This window comes from Methylotetracoccus oryzae (genome assembly GCF_006175985.1).
GTDB lineage: Bacteria > Pseudomonadota > Gammaproteobacteria > Methylococcales > Methylococcaceae > Methylotetracoccus > Methylotetracoccus oryzae.
Genome location: NZ_SRSH01000020.1, coordinates 73,345 through 96,763, shown reverse-complemented (window position 1 = coordinate 96,763; position 23,419 = coordinate 73,345). Strand labels below are relative to the sequence as shown.

Annotated in this window: 22 protein-coding genes; 19 read left to right on the top strand and 3 right to left on the bottom strand. The window is 63.6% G+C overall.

The genetic code is table 11. The features are described 5' to 3' along the window. The first annotated feature begins 140 nt into the window (after positions 1–140). The 12 genes from BWR02_RS17645 to hypB all read left to right on the top strand — a co-directional run bounded on the left by BWR02_RS17645 (position 141) and on the right by hypB (position 8,998). On the top strand, positions 141–1,232 hold the full coding sequence (locus BWR02_RS17645) for a hydrogenase small subunit (protein WP_139559227.1): 1,092 nt from the start codon (positions 141–143) through the stop codon (positions 1,230–1,232). A gap of 2 nt (positions 1,233–1,234) precedes the next feature. Next, positions 1,235–3,025 (top strand): nickel-dependent hydrogenase large subunit, encoded by a 1,791-nt coding sequence (locus BWR02_RS17640; protein WP_139559226.1) that lies wholly within the window; start codon positions 1,235–1,237, stop codon positions 3,023–3,025. A 13-nt stretch (positions 3,026–3,038) separates the two neighbouring features. Beyond that, on the top strand, positions 3,039–3,719 hold the full coding sequence (gene cybH / locus BWR02_RS17635) for a Ni/Fe-hydrogenase, b-type cytochrome subunit (protein WP_139559225.1): 681 nt from the start codon (positions 3,039–3,041) through the stop codon (positions 3,717–3,719). A gap of 87 nt (positions 3,720–3,806) precedes the next feature. Next, positions 3,807–4,436, top strand: coding sequence for a hydrogenase maturation protease HybD family protein (locus tag BWR02_RS17630; protein ID WP_139559224.1), 630 nt, complete (start codon positions 3,807–3,809; stop codon positions 4,434–4,436). 8 nt (positions 4,437–4,444) lie between these two features. Next, entirely contained in the window at positions 4,445–4,729 is a 285-nt protein-coding gene (locus tag BWR02_RS17625) for a HypC/HybG/HupF family hydrogenase formation chaperone (RefSeq protein WP_236102384.1), read from the top strand. Next, positions 4,726–5,187, top strand: a complete 462-nt coding sequence (locus tag BWR02_RS17620; protein ID WP_139559222.1) for a thioredoxin domain-containing protein — start codon at positions 4,726–4,728, stop codon at positions 5,185–5,187. Before BWR02_RS17625 ends, BWR02_RS17620 begins: the two co-directional genes overlap by 4 nt. Positions 5,188–5,201: 14 nt before the next feature. Then, a complete protein-coding gene (locus tag BWR02_RS17615; protein ID WP_139559221.1) occupies positions 5,202–6,041 on the top strand; it encodes a hydrogenase expression/formation protein in 840 nt (279 codons plus the stop codon). Further along, on the top strand, positions 6,042–6,251 hold the full coding sequence (locus BWR02_RS17610) for a rubredoxin (protein WP_139559220.1): 210 nt from the start codon (positions 6,042–6,044) through the stop codon (positions 6,249–6,251). Further along, the gene (gene hybE / locus BWR02_RS17605) at positions 6,241–6,699 is read left to right on the top strand and encodes a [NiFe]-hydrogenase assembly chaperone HybE (protein WP_139559219.1); all 459 of its coding nucleotides are present in this window, start codon (positions 6,241–6,243) and stop codon (positions 6,697–6,699) included. Before BWR02_RS17610 ends, hybE begins: the two co-directional genes overlap by 11 nt. Next, a complete protein-coding gene (locus tag BWR02_RS17600; RefSeq protein ID WP_139559218.1) occupies positions 6,696–7,742 on the top strand; it encodes a nickel-dependent hydrogenase large subunit in 1,047 nt (348 codons plus the stop codon). The genes hybE and BWR02_RS17600 overlap by 4 nt, the downstream gene beginning before the upstream one ends. Before the next feature lie 66 nt (positions 7,743–7,808). Next, positions 7,809–8,150, top strand: coding sequence for a hydrogenase maturation nickel metallochaperone HypA (gene hypA, locus BWR02_RS17595; protein ID WP_139559217.1), 342 nt, complete (start codon positions 7,809–7,811; stop codon positions 8,148–8,150). A gap of 11 nt (positions 8,151–8,161) precedes the next feature. Next, positions 8,162–8,998: a hydrogenase nickel incorporation protein HypB gene (gene hypB / locus BWR02_RS17590; protein ID WP_139559216.1), complete on the top strand. Its 837-nt coding sequence runs from the start codon at positions 8,162–8,164 to the stop codon at positions 8,996–8,998. 487 nt (positions 8,999–9,485) lie between these two features. Here the strand turns inward: hypB and BWR02_RS20985 are convergent, their stop codons facing one another. Further along, entirely contained in the window at positions 9,486–9,641 is a 156-nt protein-coding gene (locus BWR02_RS20985; protein WP_162560219.1) for a hypothetical protein, read from the bottom strand. Positions 9,642–10,241: 600 nt separating this feature from the next. On the opposite strand from BWR02_RS20985, the gene BWR02_RS17585 reads away from it, so the two are divergent. After that, entirely contained in the window at positions 10,242–11,627 is a 1,386-nt protein-coding gene (locus tag BWR02_RS17585) for a right-handed parallel beta-helix repeat-containing protein (RefSeq protein ID WP_162560218.1), read from the top strand. 210 nt (positions 11,628–11,837) lie between these two features. Here the strand turns inward: BWR02_RS17585 and BWR02_RS20980 are convergent, their stop codons facing one another. Further along, positions 11,838–12,041: a general secretion pathway protein GspB gene (locus BWR02_RS20980; RefSeq protein ID WP_162560217.1), complete on the bottom strand. Its 204-nt coding sequence runs from the start codon at positions 12,039–12,041 to the stop codon at positions 11,838–11,840. Between the two features lie 644 nt (positions 12,042–12,685). Continuing rightward, entirely contained in the window at positions 12,686–14,365 is a 1,680-nt protein-coding gene (locus BWR02_RS17575) for an ExeA family protein (RefSeq protein WP_139559213.1), read from the bottom strand. A gap of 294 nt (positions 14,366–14,659) precedes the next feature. Here BWR02_RS17575 and BWR02_RS17570 point away from each other — a divergent pair, with 294 nt between their 5' ends. The 6 genes from BWR02_RS17570 (at position 14,660) to BWR02_RS17545 (ending at position 23,354) form a co-directional block, all read left to right on the top strand. Continuing rightward, positions 14,660–15,751 (top strand): Do family serine endopeptidase, encoded by a 1,092-nt coding sequence (locus BWR02_RS17570; RefSeq protein ID WP_328591531.1) that lies wholly within the window; start codon positions 14,660–14,662, stop codon positions 15,749–15,751. A gap of 319 nt (positions 15,752–16,070) precedes the next feature. Then, on the top strand, positions 16,071–17,204 hold the full coding sequence (locus BWR02_RS17565) for a Vgb family protein (RefSeq protein ID WP_162560216.1): 1,134 nt from the start codon (positions 16,071–16,073) through the stop codon (positions 17,202–17,204). Between the two features lie 15 nt (positions 17,205–17,219). Further along, positions 17,220–18,215, top strand: a complete 996-nt coding sequence (locus tag BWR02_RS17560; RefSeq protein WP_139559211.1) for a hypothetical protein — start codon at positions 17,220–17,222, stop codon at positions 18,213–18,215. 125 nt (positions 18,216–18,340) lie between these two features. Next, complete coding sequence (locus BWR02_RS17555) at positions 18,341–20,140, top strand: choice-of-anchor Q domain-containing protein (RefSeq protein ID WP_139559210.1); 1,800 nt, start codon at positions 18,341–18,343, stop codon at positions 20,138–20,140. 14 nt (positions 20,141–20,154) lie between these two features. Next, positions 20,155–21,432, top strand: coding sequence for a Vgb family protein (locus tag BWR02_RS17550; RefSeq protein ID WP_139559209.1), 1,278 nt, complete (start codon positions 20,155–20,157; stop codon positions 21,430–21,432). Further along, positions 21,429–23,354, top strand: a complete 1,926-nt coding sequence (locus BWR02_RS17545; RefSeq protein ID WP_139559208.1) for a choice-of-anchor Q domain-containing protein — start codon at positions 21,429–21,431, stop codon at positions 23,352–23,354. Before BWR02_RS17550 ends, BWR02_RS17545 begins: the two co-directional genes overlap by 4 nt. The last annotated feature ends 65 nt before the right edge of the window (positions 23,355–23,419 follow it).

Below are 23,419 nucleotides of genomic sequence, written 5' to 3'. Positions count from 1 at the left end.
GCTCGTATCCAGTACCCTGACCCGCCGTCTGATCCTCTTGGCCACCATCACATCGTTCCAGACTCGTTGCTCTTCAGCAATTTTACCCCGCCACAGCCGGTCGGCACCTTTTACGACAGCCTCAAAAAGGAGGAGGAGCGATGACCGAAACGTTCTACGAGGTGTTGCGGCGACAGGGGATCACCCGTCGCAGCTTCATGAAGTTCTGCAGCCTGACGGCGTCCACGCTGGGTCTCGGCTCGGCGTACGCACCGCGAATCGCGGCCGCGCTGGAAACCAAGCCGCGCACCCCGGTCCTGTGGCTGCACGGACTGGAATGCACCTGCTGTTCGGAATCCTTCATCCGTTCCGCGCATCCGCTGGCCAAGGACGTCGTGCTGTCGATGCTGTCACTGGATTACGACGACACCTTGATGGCCGCCGCCGGCCACCAGGCCGACGCGATCTTCGACGAGATCATCACCCAGTACAAAGGCAACTACATCCTCGCGGTCGAAGGCAATCCGCCGCTGAACGAGGACGGGATGTACTGCATCCATGGCGGCAAGCCCTTCGTCGAAGTGCTGCGCCGCGTCGCCAAGGACGCGAAAGCCATCATCGCCTGGGGCTCGTGCGCGTCATGGGGCTGCGTGCAGGCCGCCAAGCCGAATCCGACCAAGGCCACGCCGATCCACAAGGTCATCCTCGACAAGCCCATCGTCAAGGTGCCGGGTTGCCCGCCGATCGCCGAGGTCATGACCGCCGTGGTGACCTACATGCTGACCTTCGACCGCCTTCCGGACCTGGACCGCCAGGGCCGGCCGAAGATGTTCTACGGACAGCGGATCCACGACAAGTGCTACCGCCGGCCCCATTTCGACGCCGGCCAGTTCGTCCAGAAGTTCGACGACGAATACGCGCGCAAGGGCTACTGCCTGTACAAGGTCGGCTGCAAGGGCCCGACCACCTACAACGCCTGCTCTACGGTGCGCTGGAACGACGGAGTATCGTTCCCGATCCAGTCCGGACACGGTTGCATCGGCTGTTCGGAAGACGGCTTCTGGGACAAGGGCTCGTTCTATGACCGGGTAACCGGGCTCCAGCCCTTCGGCATCGAGTCCACTGCCGACACGGTCGGCGGTGTGGTCGCCGGCGGAATCGGCGCCGCCGTGGCCGCGCATGCCGCGGTCAGCGCCTTGAAGAAGGCCCAGAGCGGAACGTCCGACGCCTCGAACTCGCGGGAGGGGAACTGATCATGGCTGCATATGAAACCCAGGGCTTCAAGCTCGACAACAGCGGCAAGCGGGTCGTCGTCGATCCGGTCTGCCGCATCGAGGGCCATCTGCGGCTTGAGGTCAATCTCGACGACCACAACGTCATCCGCAATGCGGTGTCGACCGGCACGATGTGGCGCGGTCTGGAGGTCATCCTCAAGCACCGCGACCCGCGCGATGCCTGGGCCTTCACCGAGCGGATCTGCGGTGTCTGCACCGGCACCCACGCGCTGACCAGCGTCCGCGCCGTGGAGGATGCGCTCGGCATCCGCATTCCGGAAAACGCCAACAGCATCCGCAACCTGATGCAGTTGTGCCTGCAGGTGCATGACCACCTCGTGCACTTCTACCATTTGCACGCGCTGGACTGGGTCGACGTCGTCAGCGCCTTGTCGGCCGACCCGAAGAAGACCTCGGAACTGGCGCAGAGCATCAGTGCCTGGCCGTTGTCCTCGCCGGGCTACTTCCGCGACCTCCAAAGCCGACTCAAGAAATTTGTCGAATCGGGTCAGCTGGGTCCGTTCCGGAACGGCTATTGGGGCAGTCCAGCCTACAAGCTGCCGGCCGAAGCCAATCTGATGGCCGTCGCCCACTACCTCGAGGCGCTGGATTTCCAGAAGGAAATCGTCAAGATCCATACCGTGTTCGGCGGCAAGAATCCGCACCCGAACTGGCTGGTCGGCGGCATGCCTTGCGCGATCAATCTGGATGGGGTCGGCGCCGTTGGCGCGATCAACATGGAGCGCCTGAACCTCGTTTCCAGCATCATCGACCGCTCCATCGAATTCGTCGAGCAGGTTTATCTACCCGACGTCCGGGCCATCGCGTCGTTCTACAAGGACTGGCAGTACGGTGGGGGACTGTCCTCGTCATGCGTGCTGGCCTATGGCGACATTCCTGAGAAGGCCAACGACTACTCGGCCGGGAACCTGCTGCTGCCGCAGGGCGCGATCGTGGGGGGCGACCTGGGCACCGTGCACCCCGTCGACCTGCGCGATCCGAACGAGATCCAGGAATTCGTCACGCATTCCTGGTACCGCTATCCGGACGAGCAGAAAGGCCTGCATCCGTTTGACGGCATTACCGAACCGAATTTCGAACTCGGACCCAACTTCAAGGGCACCAAGACCAACATCGAGGCGCTGGACGAATCCGCGAAGTATTCTTGGATCAAGGCACCGCGCTGGAAGGGCCACGCCATGGAAGTGGGCCCGCTCGCCCGCTGGGTGGTCGGCTATGCCAAGGGCAATCCGGAGTTCAAGGAACCGGTCGACAAGCTCCTCCAGGATCTGGGCTTACCGCTGCCGGCCTTGTTCTCGACGTTGGGACGCACCGGAGCCCGCGCGCTGGAATGCGAATGGGCGGCTCACAAGATGCGGTACTTCTTCGACAAGCTGATCTCCAACATCAAGGCTGGCGACCTGGCAACGGCCAACGTCCAGAAATGGGAGCCGTCGAGTTGGCCGGCCAAGGCCAAGGGCGTCGGCTTCACCGAAGCGCCGCGCGGCGCGCTGGGCCATTGGGTACACATTGCCGACGGCCGCATCGAGAACTACCAGTGCATCGTGCCCACGACCTGGAACGGCAGCCCGCGCGACCCGCAGGGACAGATCGGCGCCTACGAGGCCTCGCTGATGAACACGCCGTTGGCGAAGGCGGACGAGCCGCTCGAAATCCTGCGCACGATCCACAGCTTCGACCCATGCCTGGCCTGTTCGACGCATGTCATGTCGCCCGACGGGCAGGAAATGACGAGTGTCAAGGTTCGCTGAGGAGACCACGCACATGGCTGTTCACGCTCCGCTCGACACCGGCTCGCCGGTCTATGTCTACGAATTGCCGGTACGGCTGTGGCACACCGTCAATGCCCTCAGCATCGTCGTGCTGGCGGTGACCGGCTATCTGATCGCTCACCCGCTGGCCACGACCGAGGGCGAAGCCAGCACCAACTTCCTGATGGGCTATATCCGCTTTGCCCATTTCGCCGCCGCCTACGTGTTCGCTGCCGCGTTCCTCGGGCGGGTGTACTGGGCTTTCGCGGGCAACCCCTATGCGCGGGAGCTGTTCGTGCTGCCAGTCGCCAACCGCGCCTGGTGGGGCGGATTGCTGCATGAGATCCGCTGGTATCTGTTCCTGGAGCAACACCCCCGGCAACATGCGGGACATAACCCCCTGGCCCAGACCGCGATGTTCCTGCTGTTCGTGCCTGGCAGCCTGTTCATGATCGTCACGGGCTTTGCGCTGTACTCCGAAGGCGCAGGTCAGGGCTCATGGCAGGACAGGCTGTTCGGCTGGGTCATCCCCTGGTTCGGGCAGAGCCAGGACGTGCACACCTGGCACCATCTGGTGGCCTGGGTCATCGTCTGGTTCATCATCATTCACGTCTATGCAGCCGTCCGCGAAGACATGATGTCCCGGCAGAGCCTGCTGAAGACGATCGTGACCGGGTGGAGAAGCTTCAAGTGAGTGGGAGCCAGTCGGCGCGCGCCCCCCGTTTCTGGACCAGCCAGCGCGATGCCCTGCCATACCGCGAAGCACCGGACAGGGCAGCCAATGAGTGACGCGTCAAATGCTGCACTGATCCTAGGCATCGGCAATCTGCTCTGGGCCGACGAAGGTTTCGGCGTGCGCTGCGTCGAGACCCTGGTTCGTCGCTACCAGCTGCCGGACGGCGTCACGGCCATGGACGGTGGCACTCAGGGCCTCTATCTGCTGCCCTATGTGCAGGCGGCGCGGCGGCTTGTCGTATTCGACGCGGTGGACTTCGGTCTGGCGCCCGGCACGCTGCTGGCAGTCGAAGACGACGCCGTGCCCCGCTACATGGGCGCCAAGAAGATGAGCCTACATCAGACCGGATTTCAGGAAGTGCTGTCCGCCGCAATGCTGACCGGGCGCTTGCCGGAATCGCTGTTGTTGATCGGCGTGCAGCCGGTCGAACTGGACGACTATGGCGGCAGCCTGCGCCCCGCGGTGCGCGACAAACTGGACGCCGCCATCGAGTTGGCCGTCGCACGGTTGCGGGACTGGGGCATGGAACTGGCGCCGCGCGATCCGTCCGACGCCGCGTCGCTGAATACGACAGCGCTCGAACTCGATCGATACGAAGCGGGCCGGCCGTCGGAGCAGGCGGCCTGCCGGCACGGCGACGGACGGATCCTGTTCGGGGACGACCCATGTGTCTAGGCGTGCCGATGCAGGTTTTGGCGGTCGAAGGCCGTTGGGCCCGGTGCCGGGGCCGCGACGGCGACCAGCAGATCGATCTGTGCCTGGTCGGCGACGTTCAGCCGGGAACCTGGTTGATGACCTTTCTCGACGCCGCGCGCTCGGTGATGACCGCCGAGGAAGCGGCGCAAAGTTCCGCCGCGCTCGATGCGCTGGCGGCTGTGCTGGCAGGGACCGACGATGTTTCCACCTACTTTGCGGATTTGATCGACCGGGAACCCCAGTTGCCGGATTTTCTGAAGGTGGCGCCATGACCGGCCTCGTGGCGGCACCCATCGACCGTCTGGGGCGTTTGTTGGACAAGCTGACCGCGGGCGACGGCTTCTCGCTGCTCGATGAGGCCGGCGTGGCCGCCTTCGCCGATGCGCCCGGCGCCTGCGTGCTGCTCTTTGTCGAAGACCCGGCCAGCGTTCCGGAGAGTTGGGACGTGGGTGTCGTGTTGCCCGAAGTGTTGAAAGACCTGGGGCACCCCTGCCGAGCCGGCGTCGTGACGCCGGAAACCGGGCGAACGCTCCGTGGGCGCTACGGCTTTTCCCGCTGGCCGGCAGCGGTGTTTCTCCGCGACGGCGGCTATCTGGGCGTCATCGAGGGCATGCAGGACTGGTCGGTCTTCGTCTCCGAAGTCCGCGCGATCCTGTCCGGCCCCGTTCGCCGCCCCCCCGGCATCGGCGTGGCGGTCCACGCCGACCACGAATCGCCCGCCTGCCATTGAACCGGCCGCATCGCATGAAGACTTTCGCCATTCCCGTCCTCGCCGAGTTGCCCTTCACCCAGGAACCGGACGATGCAGCCGCCATCGTCGAGAGCCCGGGCGATATGGCGGTCTTCCGCATGCCGTCGCGAAGCCCGGCCAATGCCGAGGACGAACAGGCGGCCGCCGATGTGATCGAGGCACTGCTAGCAGCACTGCGGGCCTGGTCATTCGGCGCCCCGGATCATCCCCGGTTCGATCTAAGCGCCCTCGGAACTGGCTGCCAGCGAGTCCTGCATGAAACGCTGGGCGAGGGAGAAGTCAGCGGCCGATTGACGCCCCATGGCGAAATCCAGGAGACTGCGTTCGCCGGCCTGTGGTGGGTCCGCGAACCTGCAGCGGATGGGGCTGCCAACTGCGAACGGCTGGAAGCCTGTGCGCTGCCGGATGCGGTGCGGAAAGCGGCCGCGGGCAGGATGCAGATCGATACGCCGGCACCCACGACCGGGCTGATGAATGGACCGGCGCTGCTCGCCGAGGTCGTCGACCGGGCGGCGCGCTATCGCGCCGACGACAGCTCCCATGTCATCAATCTGACGCTGCTGCCGGTCACCCCCGAGGATCTGGAGTACCTGGATGCGGCGCTCGGACGCGGTGGCGTCAGCCTGCTGTCGCGCGGCTACGGCAACTGCCGCATCACGGCGACCCAACTCGACGGTGTCTGGTGGGTGCAGTACTTCAATGCCGCCGAAAAGCTGTTGTTGAACACCTTGGAGATCATCGACCTGCCTGAATCGGCGCTGGCGGCCCCCGAAGACATCGCCGATACGATCGAGCGCCTCGCGGACTGCCTCCTGTCGATGCGGGAGACCTGAGTGTTCGAGAATTGTGGGTTAGGGCCGGACGTGGCGGAAAACGCCCGCCTCGAATGCGGTGTCTGCTGGTGGGTCTACGACCCGGCCGAGGGCGACCCGTCCACCCAAGTGCCACCCGGCACGCCCTTCTCTCATCTGCCCGATCACTGGCGCTGCCCGCAATGCGACGGCGCGCCGGAAAAATTCCTGGTCGTGCGGGATGAGCGCTGAACCCGACGATCCGAGCACCGCCGTGGAGGCGGCCTTCGGGCGGCTGGCCGCAGGGCCGATGGCCGGTCTGCCGCTGAACAACCCCGGACTGCGCGTCGAGGCCGTGGGATTCCGCCGCTGGGAAGGCCTTTGGGTCGGCGTGCTGGTGAGCCCCTGGACCATCAGCCTGTTGCTGCTGCCCTCGCGGTGCCCGGACTTTCGTACATTGGCCGGTGACAGCACCCAGACCTGGACGTTTCCGTCCGGGCGCTATGCCTTCCGCGGCGGTCTGATCACCGAAGTGGGCGCCTACCAAAGCTGTTCCCTGTTTTCACCGCCATCTGAATTCACCGATCATTCTGCCGCCCGAGCGACCGCCCAGGCGGTCATGGCCGCACTGTTCCAGGACGGCGCTGCGGTTCACTCGCGCCGCGACTTCCTGCGCGGGCAATTCGTTCGGCCGGGATGAATCCCGGCTCGGTGCAGTTGCAGGTCAGCTGGAATGGAACCCAGGTCACCGGCGCCGACATCACGAACTCCCGGCCGGAAGCAGCGCAGCTGCTGCGCCACCGCTCGCCGGCCGAAGCGCTGGTCTTGGTGCCGCTGCTGTTCAGTATCTGCCGCCACGCTCAGGGCACCGCAGCCGCGGCCGCCTTGGCAAGCGCGGAAGGACTTTCGGCGGTGACCGAAGACATCGCAGTCGGCGCGGAGGCGGCTCGCGAGCATCTGTGGCGTTTGCTGCTCGACTGGCCCAAAGCCCTGGGCTGCGAGCCGGACCTGGCTACGTATTCGGCGTGGCATCGCCAGCTCGGCGACGTCGCCGAACGACGGGACTGGAGCACGGTCGGATCCGACCTAAAGCGCTTCTGCGAAGACCGGCTACTCGGCATGGATACAGCGGCATGGCTATCGTCGAATGGGCAAAGCGGCCTGCCGGCGATTTACCGTGAGCGGCTGCCGCCTTGCGAAGCGGCGTCCGTTCCACCGGAGGAATTCAGTTTTCTGCCGACGGACATGAGCGCTCGACAGTATTGCGCCGCGATACCGACCGCCGAGGACGCTTATCATCCGACCTGGCAGGGGCGACCCGCCGAGACCGGCGCCTATGCACGCTGGCACGCTTTGCCGCCGGTCGCGCGCAGTCGCTCACCGCTGGTGGCGCGGATGAATGCGCGCATGGCCGATTTGGCCCACCTGGCCCTGGAAGCCTCCGGAGAGGCTTCGCCATTTCTGCGGTGCGACAGCCATTCGCCCGCGTTTGGTTCCGGCTTCGCGGTAGTCGAGACTGCCCGCGGCCTGCTGATGCACTGGGTTCGGCTGGAACGCCGCCGGATCGAGGATTATCGGATCGTGGCCCCGACCGAATGGAACTTTCATCCGGCCGGTGCGTTCGCGGCCGGGTTGACGGGTCTGGAAGCGCCTGATCCCGCCGCAATCGAGCGGCATGCGCGACTGCTGGCCTTGGCCCTGGACCCGTGCGTACCCTTCACGGTTGAGGTACGCTCGGCATGACTGCACTGCTGCCGCCCGGGGAATTAAGGGTCCAGTCGGCCCAGGCGCAGCACCGGAAGCCGGCCCATGCATGAAATGTCCCTGGCCGAAGGCATCGTGCAGCTGATCGAGGAGGCAGCCCACAGCGAGGGCTTCGCCAAGGTCACGGCGGTGTGGCTGGAGATTGGGCGGCTGGCCGCGGTCGAGCCGGATGCGCTGCGATTTTGCTTCGATGCCGTCGTCGCCGGCACGATCGCCGAAGGTTCTCGCCTGGAGATCATCGACGTCGAAGGGTCTGGGTGGTGCATGGACTGCTGCGAACCCGTGACGCTGGGCGCCTTGTTCGGACCCTGCCCGCAGTGCGGCAGTCATAAGGTGCAGGCGACCGGTGGCACCGAGATGCGGGTCAAGGAACTGGCAGTGACATAACGAGGTGGAGTGTGTGTAGCACGTGCGGATGCGCTCATGGGGAAGCGCGACTCGAGGGCAAAACGCTGCAACAGGGCGAGGCAACGCGCTTCGTTCCCGTCACGGCACCAGCGTCAAACAGCCTGCATTTCGGGCGCGGGCCAGCGGGCGCCCACGCCCCAGGCCTGTCTCAGGCGCGCATGGTCGCGATCGAACAGAACATCCTCGCCAAGAACGACGGCTATGCGGAACAGAATCGCGCACTGTTGCGCGAGCGGAGGATCTTCGCTCTGAATCTGGTCTCCAGCCCCGGCTCCGGGAAGACGACGCTGCTAGTGCGGACGATCGAGGCCTTGCGCAGCCGTTGCCCGGTCACCGTCATCGAGGGCGACCAGCAAACCGCCAACGATGCCGAGCGCATTAGGGCAACCGGCGTGCCGGCCCTGCAGATCAACACCGGCAAGGGCTGTCACCTGGATGCCCACATGGTCGGCGCAGCCCTGCGCGAGATGAAACTCCCGCAACAAGGCTTTTTGTTCATCGAGAACGTCGGGAATCTGGTCTGTCCGGCTGCTTTCGACCTGGGCGAGGCGCACAAGGTCGCGATTCTGTCGGTCACCGAGGGCGAGGACAAGCCGCTGAAATACCCGGACATGTTCCTGGCTGCCGATGTGATGCTGCTCAACAAGTGCGATCTGCTGCCCTATGTCCGCTTCGACGTCGAACTGGCCGTGGCCAATGCGCTCCGGGTCAATCCAACGCTCGCTGTATTTCAGGTCTCAGCGGAGACAGGCCAGGGGTTCGATGACTGGCTGGCGTGGCTGGACTCGGGCCTCGCTGCACTGGCCCTCACCGCCGCTTCTGGATAATGTCGCTACCTACGGTAGCGGGCGACAGCGCAGGGACTCAGCCGCGAAGGCCTTTTTGGCGTGGGGCTCGCTATCGAGGCCGACACGAGTTGCGAAGCGCCCGATCAGATGGCTCTACTCCGACTACAACGGCCTTTCTCAAATCAACCGATCATTGAAATCGTCCTGGCAGAGCTCTCGACGGCCATAAAACCGAGGGTGGAATGCAGGGCCGGTTTGGTCGGCAGTAGTGCTGTGGAGAACTCCGCTTCCGACGGTTGATGCAGTGCGCCGCCGGGTAGTCAGCATCCCAGGCCGGTTCAGGTAGGCTCATTGGCAGCCAGCCTGCCCTACGCCCGCTCGACCCTAGGCAGATGAGCGCCCGAAGGAAGGACGACGATCAGCCACCGTCCCGTTCGTTCCCGAACGACAGCAAACCTCCCCTGCAGAAGCGAAACGGTCGGTCCAGTTTAATGACGCGAGGCGGGCACGTCTCGATCCGTAGCGACTAGGCACCGGCAATCTGCAGGCTGCGCTCACAGCAGATCAAGGTCCGTCCCCTGCGGTCCGGCAGGCGCTCGTCGAGGAGATTCACCAAGACGCCGAGATCCTCGAACCCGCCAGAACCGCAGACCACCGCGGGGTTGCCCCGCCTCTCCCTCATCGACCGCAGCGCGGACCAGTGCCTAGTGCCTGACCTGTCTGCGCAACCGACCCAAGCCCATCAGCGGCGGAAACATCGACCTCCTGCTACGTGCAATGCTCGACTCGCCGCGCGACGCTTTCGCTCGATGCATCGGTGTCCGGCCAGTCGTTCGTTCTGCCTGCCTAGCGTTCGATAGCGCCATGGCGCCGCCAGCCCGTTTCGCTTAAAGCCCGGGCGATCGCAGGTTCCGGAGGAATGCGCAAGCCCTCAACACCGGAGCAAGACCGACGGCGATAGCCCTTGCCGTGCACCAACACTCTCGCACGCCAGCGGAAGAATAGGACGCGCATCGAGGCCGTTCCTGCTGGCGCAGCCGACCGGCCCCCCCGCACCGCTCAATCCGAAAAGCGGATCATCCTGACGCGTCAACTCGCTGATTCCCCGAATTCTGTGAGGCCCATCTCACTTCACCACAGTCGCTGACACAGCAGCGTCTGACCGCTCCGCCCCTGACCTAGCTTTCAGTCACCAAACGCCGCAGTGAGTCACCACACCAAAGGCTCACAACCCGCGATGCACCGAATACCGAGACGACTGATAAAGCTTACGGAGACGACCATGAAATCGCCCAACAAAAAATCGAACAGAGCCGCTTCGTCATTGATACTTCTTGTCAGCGGAATGGCCATCTCCCAAACGTCGGTCGCCGCCAACTATTATGTCGCTACGTGGGGCAATGACAGCAATCAAGGAACTTTCTCTGCCCCGTTCAAGACAATCTCGAAAGCGCAGAACTTTGTGAAGCCGGGCGACACGGTTTACGTACGCGGCGGGACCTACGCACAAACCGTGTCATGGAGCAAATCGGGCACCGCTGCCGCACCGATACGGATTAGCGCCTACGCAGAAGAATTACCCATCATTGACGGCCAGAAAAAGCTCGCAGCGAACTGGGGCACGATGGTTAATCTGGCCGGAAACTATCTGCACATGGATGGCTTCGAGGTAAAAAACGGACTCGGCCAGGGCGTTGTTCTGACGGGTCACCACAACAAGCTCAGCAACTCGGACATCCACGATCATGCCGAACGAGGCGTGCTGGCTGCGGGTGACTACAGCGTTGTCGAATACAATCGGGTTTGGGGTAATGCCTGGTACAACTGCCGGCTCAGCAGTTGCCCGACGACTCGCTATCCCAATGGCGGATGGGGTACCGGACTCAGCGCGGCTCGCGACAAGGTAAACGGAATAACCGAAAACGCCACGCTGCGGGGTAATACGGTATTCAATAATTGGGGCGAGGGGCTTTCTTCGTTCGAGGCCGATGGCACGGTCCTGGAAGGAAACACGGTATATGACAACTGGGCCCTGAATGTCTACGTCTCAGAATCCACCAATACGCTCGTCACGGGCAATCTGATCTACGTCACGCCAAACAATGCGGTGCAGAAAAACATGATGAATATCGGCCTCTGCGATGAAACTTCGGTCCGCGCATCGGCGAACGTAAGCATCGTCAACAACCTGATCATGGGTGGCAGCGCCCACATGAGTTGGTGGACGGACAAGCGCAACCCGGGCGCCAAGATGTCGAACGTCATGATCGCCAACAATACCTTCGTGCAAGCGACGTTGGCTTCATCGACTTCAAATGCGATCACTTTCCGTGATGCGGCACACGAGAACGTGCAGTTCCTGAACAATATCGTGAAACAGAACGGCACCGGCAATCCAATCGCGGTCGGCAAAGGCCAGTTCACGTTTTCGAGCAATCTTTGGTCCGAGAAACCGGTCACCAAGGCTGCCGCCTATGACGATGTCAACGCCGATCCGCAGCTGAGCCAGACGGGATCCACGCTGGCCGGGCAATTGAAGGGCGAGTATTTCAAGCTCAAGGCCACGTCACCGGCCATCAGCAAGGCCAGCGTCATCAGCGAAATCCTCGATGACTACTTCGGCGATGCCAGAGACTCGACACCCGATATCGGCGGTGACGAGCTCTGAGCCAGCGAGATGCAGCTGACGACCTCAGCACACCCAACGCGGGCCATCGTCTCTACCAAGCCTCATCAACAGTCCCCCGTGGTGACCACATCACGGGGGACTTTTCTTTCTACGACCGCTGCTCTTGTGTGAAGCCCTTAGCAAAGAAGGATGCGCCTGCATCGGCACTGCAAACCTTTCCAGGCCGACGATCTCCGAGTGCAGTGCGAATCACGGTCGCGGTACCTTGTAGGTCTGCCCCTCGAAATCCAGCGTCACAGCCGACTCCTCGATCCGCCGAATCGCCGGACCGTCGTGCAGGCGATCCCCTTCGTGGTACTTGCGTCCGCCGATCACGACGAACCGGTCTCGTTCAGCCGTCGCGGAGTAGGCGTAGACATTGATCCTCGGTCGTGGAAGATGATCATCGACCACCGTGGTGGCAACGGGTTCAGCAACTCGCGGCCTCGCACTGCGCCCCGAAGCCACACTCGGGCTCGTGGACCCAGGCTCGACTCGTCGCAGACGCCCAGAGGGATCACCGTCGGGCACTGGCCCGCGAGCCGCCCCCCCCTCGCCGGGGGGGCTCTGAACCCGACGAGTGCGGTCAGGCTGCGCTGCCGCAGTCGGCCGGTGCGGCGGGACCGCAGAACGCGACGGAGGGGCGGATTCCCTCGGCTTCTTGGGCCTGGGCCCTGACAACTCCCGGGTCACGGCCTGGGGTTTCGGGGAGGTCGGGGCTTCGGCAAAACCCAAAGGCTCGCCGACCGGCCCCGATCTGTCGGAGCTCAACGCGGCGGCTGCCGTGCGGGAGGCCATCGCCTGCTCGGCAGAACCCGTCGCGTGCCCGATGGTACGGTCAGCGGGCTCTTCACGCTTTAGCGCATAGTGCAGCACAAACGCGAGTACCCCCAGGTTCAGAACGGCAAAAATAGCCAGCAACACCGAGCGCCAGTGCGAGCGGGGTGTGTCGGCAGGATAGGCCGCCAGCCGGGCGAGAGGTTGGGCCTCGGCTTCGCGCCGCTGTCGCTCCGATTTGCGCAAGGCTTCAAGGATATAGGACATCTGGATAGCCCCTGCTATGGATTCGCGCCGTCACGGAGAGTGGGCATCCCGGACCGCGGTAATGCCGCGGACAGATCCGCCTGTGTTTCCGGGCCGATGATCCCGTCCGCCCGAATGCCAAGAGTCTGCTGGAAAGCGATGACCGCCTCGCGCAAGGTCGCATCGAAACGTTCGGGGGGACCCTCCGGCATAGCGGGAAAGCCGGAGGCCTCAAGTTGCCGCCTCATTAGCGGGATACCCGAGTAAGTGTTACCGGGCATGAAGTAGGTCTTCCGCTTCGTCGGCGGCTTCCAGAGGACGATGGATTCGCCGGTCCACAGCGGCAGGAGTTCCACCAACGGATAGGACAGTGCCGTGCCATCCTTACCCGCCAGCCAGGCGTGCTCGCTGTCACCGCCGATCAGCGCCACGAAGCGGCTTTGGCCGTCATTCAGGCGCAGCTTCAGTACGGCGGGAAGATTAAGGCGTAACAGCCGCTCCCAGCCTCTCCGCAGATGGAGACACCGCAGTCCGGCGTCGATCAAAGGCGCGCACGAAATGGCCTCAAAAGCCCGCTGCGGCTGCCATAGCTGTACGACTTGCCCCAGCGCCTGGCGCTCCTGAGCAAAGACTGGATCAGCGACCCAAAGGTGCAAGGCGGGTCTCGGGGGCCGCAGATTGACGGGCATGACCTGACCCGCATCGCCTTTAGGTGGATCCAGAGCGGCAACTGGCTGCGGTGGCGTTATCGGCTCGGCCGGTGGTGCGGTTGGATCGTTGCGCGCAACGGTAAGCGACACAGCGGACTCACCGTGACGTCCTGGCCACGGAACCAGCGACGCGACGGCAACCACTACGAACAGGACACCGGCGACTTTCTGCCATCTCGGTAACGCGGCCTGCGTGGGAATCCGATGTACCTCGCGGGCGGCTTTACGGACGATCGGAACGTCGACCCGGAGCCGGTCGAGCGTATAGGCACCGAGCAGGGCGCGGTCGCAGATGACGTTGATGAGCCGTGGGACACCTCCCGACGTGCGAAAGATCTCCGCCAGTGCCCTCGTACTGAACAAATCCGCGTTCCCGCCCGCCACCCTCAACCGGTGATGGACATAGCGCTGCGTCTCGGCTTCGTTCAGCGGTCCCAGGTGATAACGCGCCGTGATGCGCTGATCCACCTGCCGCACTTCCCGACGCGCCAGCAGATCGGAAAGTTCGGGCTGCCCGACCAGAATGATTTGCAGCAGCTTCGTGGTCGGCGTCTCCAGATTGGTCAGCAAGCGAATCTGTTCCAGCACATCCGTACTGAGGTGCTGTGCCTCGTCGATGACCGCGACCGTCCTGCGACCCTTGGAGTGGTTTTCCAAAAGAAAGCGATTCAGAGCATCGATCAATACCTTGCAGCTTTCCGTCGCCGGAGGGTAAGGGACATGCAGCTCGTCGCACAGCGCCGCGAGCAACTCTACCGCGCCGAGCCGCGGATTCATGATGAACGCCACATCGACGTCGCCACCCAAGTTTTCCAGCAGGGAGTAGCAGAGCGTTGTTTTGCCGGCTCCGACTTCTCCCGAAAGCATCACGAAGCCGCCGCCTTCCCCAAGCCCATACAACAGGTGCGCGAGGGCCTCCTGGTGCTGGTGACTCAGATAGAGAAAGCGCGGATCCGGATTGATCGCGAAAGGCGCGGCATCGAAGCCGAAATGCTTCAGGTACATGGGGTAGCGTGGGGCTGGCGCGCCGCGACAGCGCAAGAGCGGCCGGTCGGAATCTGACCTCGGGGTGAAGATCGCAGAATCAATTGCGTCAGGCTAACGGTTAAGCGCAGTCGAATGCAAGCCGACGCGAGTCCGTCGTCATGCGTCGGCACCGGGAGAGGCGGGCCAGAGCCGGCGCCACCACGCGAACGAGCCGATGCGTCGGTTATCATTACGGATCTTCGTGTGATGGCGCCATGCCGGAGTGAGTCGTCGATGATGGAGCGTATCGGTCAACAGAGCAGGTTTGGAGTTTTGGCACTGGGGCTCATGCTCGGTGCTTGCAGTCCGGTGCGCCCACCGGAACCTGTAGCGGCCCAGCCCGCGGTCGCGCCGCCGGCGCGGCTGCCGCCCGTGCGGTCGGAGTACCGCCCCCAGTCGTTGGCACCGATGCTGGATCGCATCGTACCCGGCGTCGTCAATATCTCGACGACCTCCCGCGTGCGACTGGAGGTCAATCCTCTGTTCAACGATCCGTTCTTTCGGCGGTTCTTCGGTCGCCCGCAAATGCCGCGCGAACAACAACGGCAAAGCCTGGGTTCGGGCGTCGTGATCGACGCCGCCCGTGGCTACATCCTGACCAACCACCATGTCGTCGCCAATGCCGATCAGGTAACGGTGACGTTGATGGACGAGCGCCAGTTCGAGGCAAAGCTTGTCGGCAGCGATGCCGACACCGACATCGCCGTGATCAAGATCACGCCCGATCGACTAGTGTCCGTTCCGCTGGGGAATTCCGACGCGCTGCGCGTCGGCGATTTCGTCGTCGCGATCGGCAATCCCTTCGGCCTGGGCCAGACGGTGACATCCGGCATCGTCAGCGCCTTGGGCCGATCTGGCCTCGGTATCGAGGGGTACGAGAACTTCATTCAGACCGACGCTTCGGTCAACCCGGGGAACTCCGGGGGCGCCCTGGTCGACCTGGACGGACGACTCGTCGGCATCAACACCGCAATCGTGGGGCCGAGCGGCGGCAACGTCGGCATCAGCTTCGCGATCCCGAGCAACATGGCGCGCGACATCATGGAACAGTTGATAGGGTCCGGAAAGGTCCGCCGCGGTCAGCTTGGGGTTTCGGTGCAGGATCTCACCCCGGAGCTCGCTCGAAGCTTCGGTCTCAAGCGCACGGCCGGAGCAGTCGTCGCGCAGATTGCACCGGACTCGCCGGCAGCCAGTGCAGGACTCCTGGTCGGAGACATCATCATTGCCGTGAACGGGAAGTCCGTCGCCAATGCGAGCAGCCTGCGCAGCGCCGTCGGCCTGACGCCGCCCGGCCAGGAAATCGACCTGGAAATCTTGCGGAACGGTGCTTCCAAGACTCTCAGCGTCGCTATCGGCGCACGCTGAAGATCCCTACCCGGGCGGCGCTCTCGCCCCTTCACACAGGACGGCCCTCTGTGGCCGTCCCGGACCTCTCCGACTTCAGACAACCCGCCTCGGAATTACGCCACGCACCGGCCAGTGCGGCAAACCACGCACTCGTTGCGGCACAGCCCGCATTCCGAGCTCCCTCTCCGCACGTAGTTCGGACTCCAACCAGCCCGCGCAAGCGCGCCCGAATTCATTGGTATAGGTATTGCTGTGGTGAGGCGGCATCTCGCACCGCTCAAATTACGGCAGCGCCACCGAGATGATTTTCAAGCCTCACGACGCCCAGGTGAGTCCGATGCCTAACTTCTTGACGCGCGGCCACCGTCATCCCGGTGTTCTTCTGATCCTCTTCTGCGTTAGCCTGTTTGACTGGTCGTCAGACTCCCTCGCCGCGCCCGCGCCGTCAGCAACGCTGACCGAGTGGAAACTGCCTTATAGAGCCGAGCGCGGACCCGGCAGCGATCGCAAGCTGGCCTACAGCGAGCTGTGCGGCTGTGTCTACTATAGCGCGTACCGGATGAACCGGATCGGCCGTGTCGACCTGGCGACGAACACGGTGACCGAATGGGAACTGCCGGACGAGCGCGGCGGGCCGTTCTTTCTGCTGCCGACCGCCGACGGGAAGCTGTATTTCTCGATCCGCGGGAATGCTTTCGGCCGGCTGGATCCGGTCACCGGCGCTATCACCCAATGGATGCTGCCGGTCCAGCCGGACGACCGGGGTGGCTTCGGGCTCTACGAACTGGATCAGGATACCGCCGGCACGATCTGGATCATGGGAAACACCAATCACAAGCTGTACCGCTTCGACCCGGCCAGCGATGTCGTGACGATCTACCCGATCGCGCATCACGAGCCGTATTCCACGAACCTCCGTATCGACGGCAGGGACCGCGTCTGGTGGCTGGGATCGCGCGATACCAACTCGGTCGCGATGCTCGATCCGAATACCCATCTCTATACCGAATGGTCGAACCCGACCTGGGTGCGCGGTTCACCGGAGGCGAGCGATACCGGGTTTCCGAAGGGCCTCAGCATCGATGCGGCAGGCCGGGTGTTCTTTGCCCAGAAGGATGGCAACAAGTTCACACGGCTTAACCCGGACACCAACCGGATCACGGAATGGCCCCTGCCGACCGTAGTCCCGAGTCCGCCGGGCTTATTTGGCCCGCCCAGCGCCGGTGTACAGGAGATCGACGCCGCGCCGGGCCACAAGCAATTCTTCTTGGTCGAGACCAACGCCGACAAGATCGCGCGGATCGACATCCGTATCGACGAGATCCTGGAATGGCCGCTGCCGCCCTCGGCCTTTCCCGATGTACTCGGGGGTGTGCAGGGACCGCTCGACGTCGTTGCGCCGGCCCGCGACGAGATCTTCTACGTGACGGCCGGCAGCGCGACTCTGGGGCGTCTGATTATCAATCCTTAACGGGAGAAGACTCTGATGATGGATTCAATGGGCTCCAGCCGCAGCCCGCTGCTGACGGCCCTCGCGATCGGTTTGGTTCTGACTGCCGCCACAGTAAGGGCCGCCGAGAACAAGGCGCACAGGGGCGATTCCTCGCCGATCCGGATCTCCCCCGAAAACCACTATGTGGAGCCGAAGACCACCGTGGTCACTCCGACCACGACCCATGTCGAGCCGACCACGACCGTGCTGCCCGGCACCGCCACCAAAGTCGAGAAAACCTCGACGATCATGAAGACGATCTCGGTCTACGACCTCGGTGTGCTGCAGTTCTCGATCCATGACATGTTCCGCGTCAATCGCGAAACGCTCGTGGATGGCGAGAACCACAAGCTGGACATGAGCCAGTTGTTCGGTTTCGGCGAGGACGCCATCGCCAACGGCGGCGACCCGCGAAACATGGGCAACATCATCGTGTTCACGATCGCGAAAGGCTTCGGAAAGATGTACCTGGACCTGGTCAAGCAGGGCGTTCCACCGAGAAAGGCGCGGCGGCAGGTGACCCAGCACTACCTGGAGGATATCGCCCGCGCCTACCGGCATACCTTCGATGAGCCGCTTCCGAGCCCGGAGGCTTATCCGATCGACCAGACCGGCAATCTGGCGCTCAGGACCCTGCATGACATGAATCCCGGCTGGCTGCGGATCCGCGGCGAATTCCTGCCCGTGATCGATCTGTCCCTGGTCGCGAGTGGCAAGACCCTGACCAAGAAGGAACTCGATCAACGCTCCCTGACGCTGGATGGCCGCTACTACGAAGGCTTCCGCAACATGACCGTGTTCAACACGCACACGAACAAGGTCGAGCAAATCGATCTGTTGGAGCGCGATTCCAGCATGGCCACCCAGTTCAACACCGCGTTCAAGTACGAGCACTTCCTGCTCGAACTGCGCGATGGTCATTGCGACCCCGAGGACGATGTGCTGAAGGAGATTCGCAAGGTTTATGCGAACGCGCAGGTCGAATCCTGAGCATCGCGTCCATGAGTCAGCAGTCTGGCCGACAAGCGGATCAAGGCCGTGAGCGCGACAGGGGTGTCGATCGCGAATGACGGGGAGCGCTCGTTCCCGGGACACTGACAGGGGTAAGTCAAACCATGCAGACGACAGGCAAACGAGTCTTGTCCGGACCGTCACGCTGGCGGCGGCGTCCATTGGCGGCAGCGGTCGCTTGGGCTTTATCCGGCGGCGCCGGTGCAGCGACGATCGCAGTCGACGGCAGCGATTGCACGCTACGTGATGCGCTGACCGCCGCGAACACCGATGAGGCTACCGGCGGCTGTGCGGCCGGGAGCGGCGCGGACACATTGGCGCTCAGCGCACCCATCTACACGCTCGACGCCGTCGACAATGCCTTCCGCGGTAGCAATGGCCTTCCGGTCGTGTCCAGTGTCGTCACGATCGATGGCGATCCCGACGGCGACGGCCGCGGCACGGTGATCCGCCGTTCCCGGCGCGCCGGCACGCCGGAATTCCGCATCCTCGCGGTCGGCGAGGCCGGCGACTTGACAGTGCGTCGCGTCAGCCTGCGGAACGGCGTTGCGGACTTGGGCGGTGGGCTTTACAACACCGGCGCCGCGGCCTTGCTCGGCTGCATGGTAACCGGTAATCAGGGTGTCGGGATCGCGAACGATCTTGGCAAGCTGGCTTTGCGCGAGACTGTCGTCAGCGGCAACGCTGGCGTCAATGGCGGCGGCATCAGCAACCGGGCCGGTGACCTGACGCTGCGCAGCAGTGCCGTGACAAAGAACGATGCTGTTTATGGGGGGGGTATCCGCAACGCGAGCGGAAGCGTCACGCTCGTTCGCAGCGAACTCACCGAGAATCACGCGACCTATGACGGCGGCGGACTGTACAACTTCAATGGCGACGTGACACTGACCGATAGCACCGTGTCCGGTAACAGCGCGGTGTTTTACGGCGGTGGTATCCAGAACCCGGAAGGCAAGGTGCTGGTCACCGACAGCACGATCGCCGGCAACAGCGCGAAGTACGGTGGAGGCCTTCTCAACCTGAGCCGCGCGACGGTTTCGCGCAGCACCGTCTCTGACAACGAGGCCGTGGTCGGTGGCGGCTTGCTGAACAATCTGAGCGGTGTCCTCAAGATCCAGGAGAGCACCGTGACGCGAAACACCGCGACCGATACCGGCGGCGGTCTGGTCAACGGGCGTTCGTACCGCCCGTATCCCAGTGAGCTAGGCGGCAAGGTCACCGTCACTGCCAGTACGTTCACGGAGAATGAAGCGACGTACAACGGCGGCGCGATTCAGAACTGGGATGGCACGATGACCGTGGTCAACAGCACGCTGTCGGGCAACCGGGCGGGTAATCAGGGCGGCGCGATTTACAACTCAGGTTACTTTTGGCAATACGGTAGCCTGACCGTCAGGAACAGTACCCTCACCGGCAATCGCGCCGGCGCCGATGGAGGCGGCTTGTTCATGTACTGGGGCGGGACCATCACACTCAGCAACACGCTGATAGCAAGAAACAAAGGGCCTGGTTCTGACTGTTCGATCCGCGACACCGATTACCTGGCGCGCAACTTCGAGGGCGTTAACCTAATCGCGGACGGCAGTTGCGACGTGCTCGCCAACGGCGGGATCAGCGGCGACCCGAAGCTCGGGCGGCTTCGCGACAACGGCGGCCCGACCTTGACCCACGCGCTGCGAGCCGGCAGCCCGGCGATCGATGCGGCCGACGCTGCGTTATGCCCGAAAACCGATCAGCGGGGCATCACCCGCCCGCCAGGCGCCGCGTGCGACATCGGCGCGTTCGAGCGCGTCGAGACGCCCGCGATGGCAGTCGTTCCTTTGGTTAGCGCTCTCGAACAAGCCGCGTCGGCCGAGAACGGATCGATCCCGGCGACCGAGCGAAATCTGATCACGCATCAATAGAAGGAACGATACACATGAAACCCAGGGTCCTAGGAACCGGCGGCTTACTCGCTGGAGCAGTTTTCGCGGCCATGGTGCCCTGGGATGATCCGGGCGGGATCGGCGAATCGCGCTCAACGCGGCTTGCGATCACCGAACAGGTCGTGCTGCCGAATGTCAGCCAGATCTTACCGGTTGAGACGACTCTGGCCCCAAGCCGGATCCGCGTCGCTCCCGCGCACAAGCAAGCCAACCTCGCTGCGCGCCAAACGGCATCGATCCATCTGTCGCCGATCTCGACGGCGCAGGCCACCGTGCCTGACGCGAAGCTGACCGAGTGGGAGGTCGGCGAGGAACTTCGCCATCCGCTGGCTTGGCATGAGGCTTCGCAGTCGCTGTATTTCGTCCGGAGATACTCGACCCCGCGCCTGATCGTCCGGCTCGAACCCGCCACCGGGAAACTGACCGAGTGGCCGGTTCCGGGCGATGGCCTGTTCCGGATCTATGTCGATCCCGACACCGGACATGTCTTCTTCAGCGATTTCGTCCGCACCGTGCGGCGGCTCGACCCCGCGACGAGCGAGGTTACCGAGTGGGAGTTTCCGGTCACCGAGCACGATCCGGACGGCGAGATCCATACCTCCGGCATGGACACGGACTCGGCCGGTCAGCTTTGGGTCATGGGTTACCACAACCACACCGTGTATCGACTGGACCTGTCGAGCAACGTGCTGACCGCATTTCCGATCACCCACGACGACCCGCAGAATCCTGACATCCTGGTCGATGGGGAAGATCACGTCTTCTGGCAGGCGCAGGAAACGAACTCGATGAACCTGCTGTTCCCCGAGACCAATCTTTACAAGGAATGGCCGATGCACTCGTTCAAGCGACATCTGTTCGGCATGGGCACCGGGAACCCGGCTTCCCCGAATCTCGGCAATGCCCACGAGATCATTTTTGGGCTGCCTGCGGTCAACAAGATTGTTCGGCTCAATACCGAAACCAATGCCGTGACGGAATGGAATGAGTGGGATACCCATCACGACCAGAACTTCGACCAGTCGTATGTGGCGGTCGGCCGCAACAAGAACCGGATCTATCTGACCGACTCTAGCGCCGGGCGGATCGGCAGGATCAATGCCCGAACGAATCGCCTGACCGAATGGAGCCTGCCTCAGGACGTCTACCGCGGTCCGACTTCACTGCTCATCGACGGCGCCAACCGGCTGTTCTTTACCGAGGAGGGGGCATCGCGCATCGGGATGCTGGAAGTGACGGAAGCGACGCTGGAGCAGGGAGGCGAACAATGAGCCGCCGCAGCACGACAATGACTTGCGTTCCGAGGTCCGGCGGCATCGGCGCACGGCACCCGCTCGCGGCCGCGGTGGCAATCGCATTGGCGAGCGCGCCGGTCGGCGCCGCGACCCTTGCGGTCGACGGAACGGCCTGCACACTGGTCGATGCGCTGACCGCAGCCAACACGGACACCGCTGCGGGCGGCTGCGCCGCGGGTAGCGGTCCGGATACCTTGTTGTTGGCAGCGCCGGCTTATGTCTTGGGTACGGTGGACAACACGGCGCATGGCGCGAATGGCTTACCGGCTGTGATCAGCCTGATCCGGATCGACGGCGACCCGGATGGAGATGGGAAGAAGGCCGTCATCCGCCGGTCTCGACAAGCCGGCACGCCGCCTTTCCGTCTTCTCACCGTCAGTGAGACAGGCGTATTGACCCTGGATCACGTCGAGCTGAACAACGGCAGCAGTGATTCCGGCGGCGGGCTGTACAACGTGGGCATTACCCAGCTCACGGCCTGCACCGTGTCGGGGAATCGTGGCAGCGGCGTGGTGAATCGGGGCGGCGAAGTCACCCTACGGAACAGCGTCGTGTCGAACAACAGCGGCAACAACGGTGGTGGTCTCGACAACCAGACAGGCACGATGACGCTGATCGACAGTCTCGTGTCCGGTAACGAAGCGGTGTACGGAGGCGGCGCGCGGAACGCGAGCGGTACCTTGACGCTGCGCACGAGCAAGGTAACCCGCAATCGCGCCAGCTACGACGGCGGGGGACTCTACAACTTCAACGGCCAACTAGCCGTGATCGACAGCACGCTCTCCGGCAACGATGCGACCTACTACGGGGGTGGCCTCTTTAACTTCGGAGAGGCAAAGCTGACCCGAACGGCCGTGTCCCGGAACGCTGCCTATGCCGGAGGAGGCCTCGCCAACGACGATGGAGGCAGCCTGACCCTATTGCAGAGCACCGTTTCGGGCAACGACGCGGATGAGTTCGGCGGCGGCCTGGTCAATGGCCGGCGCTTCTATGGCGAGGAAGGCGGCAGCGTGGCGATTCTTGCCAGCACCTTCCACGGCAACGACGCCGGCTACGGTGGTGGCGCCATCCTAAACTGGGACGGTCCCTTGTCCCTGGCCAACAGCACACTGTCCGGCAATGCGGCCGGCTGGGTCGGCGGCGCGATCTACAACTCGAGCTTTCGCTATGACGGACGACTGACCGTCCGGAACAGCACGGTCACGGGGAATCGTGCGGAGGGGCATGGCGGCGCCCTGTACATGTATTTTGACGGACGCCTGACGCTGATCAACAGCATCTTCGCGAACAGCATCGGACCGGGACCCGACTGCTACAAGACCGACTCTGCCACGCTCGAGTTTGCGGGCATCAATCTGATCGAGGACGGCAGCTGCGGGGTATCGGACCATGGCGGCATCCAGGGTGATCCCAGGCTTGGGCGACTGTTGGACAACGGCGGACCGACGCTGACCCACGCGCTGCTCCCCGGCAGTCCGGTGTTGGAGGCGGCAGACGATGCGGCCTGCCGCAGAACCGACCAGCGTGAGACGCCGCGCCCTCAGGGCCAGCACTGTGACCTCGGCGCGTTTGAGCGCATCAGGCCGGTAGCGCCGAAAATCCAGTCATTGGTTACGTTTTTCGATCAGTCGGCCGCGAGCGGAGAGCTGACCGGCGCCGGCAAGACAAAGAGCGAGCAACAGCAAAAGCTGCAAGCCGTTCGCAACCAGTTGCTGCTGACAGGTGAGTTTCTGGCAGGAGAGGCAACAGCACCCAGAGCCTGCGGACAATTGGCTGCCACTCGACAGCGTATCGGCACCGATGGCACGCCGAATCGGGATGACTACGTCACCGGCGCCGCAGCATCCGAACTGGAGGCGCAGATCGAGTCCTTGCAGGGCGCACTGGGCTGCGGCTAGACTCACCGCGGGTCGCAAACACACGGTGTGCGTTGCCAGTATGCTGCCCGCGCGTCTGTCATTCG